Annotated in this window: 1 protein-coding gene; it reads right to left on the bottom strand. The window is 48.3% G+C overall.

All coding sequences use genetic code 11. From position 1 onward, the window contains the following. Positions 1-271, bottom strand: a 271-nt coding sequence (locus tag QP442_RS08480; protein WP_285069796.1) for a neutral zinc metallopeptidase, incomplete at both ends; no start/stop codon positions are given.

Here is a 271-nt window from a genome sequence, read left to right as displayed (position 1 = left end):
CTCTTTGGAACCAAGCTTGCCGTTGAGCAGCTGATCCGTGGGTGAAACTATCTGGAACTACTCGACCGTAAGCTTCTTTTTGTAGGGTATCATCCCCTACCGCATTGGCCGCTTGCATGGCCTCATCGATATCTCCCGCTTCAAGTAAGCCTTGGTCTTCAGCATAATGAGCCCAAACGCCAGCATAATAATCTGCTTGAAGTTCTAAACGGACCGATAAAGCATTCTTCTCTTCTTCACTGGCTCGGCGGATGGCAGATTGATATTTTGC

Origin of the sequence: Pauljensenia sp. UMB1177, assembly GCF_030217965.1 — a bacterium.
Taxonomy (GTDB): Bacteria; Actinomycetota; Actinomycetes; order Actinomycetales; family Actinomycetaceae; genus Pauljensenia; species Pauljensenia turicensis_A.
The sequence above is the reverse complement of the archived record's forward strand: the minus strand, read 5'-3'. Positions and strand labels throughout refer to the sequence as shown.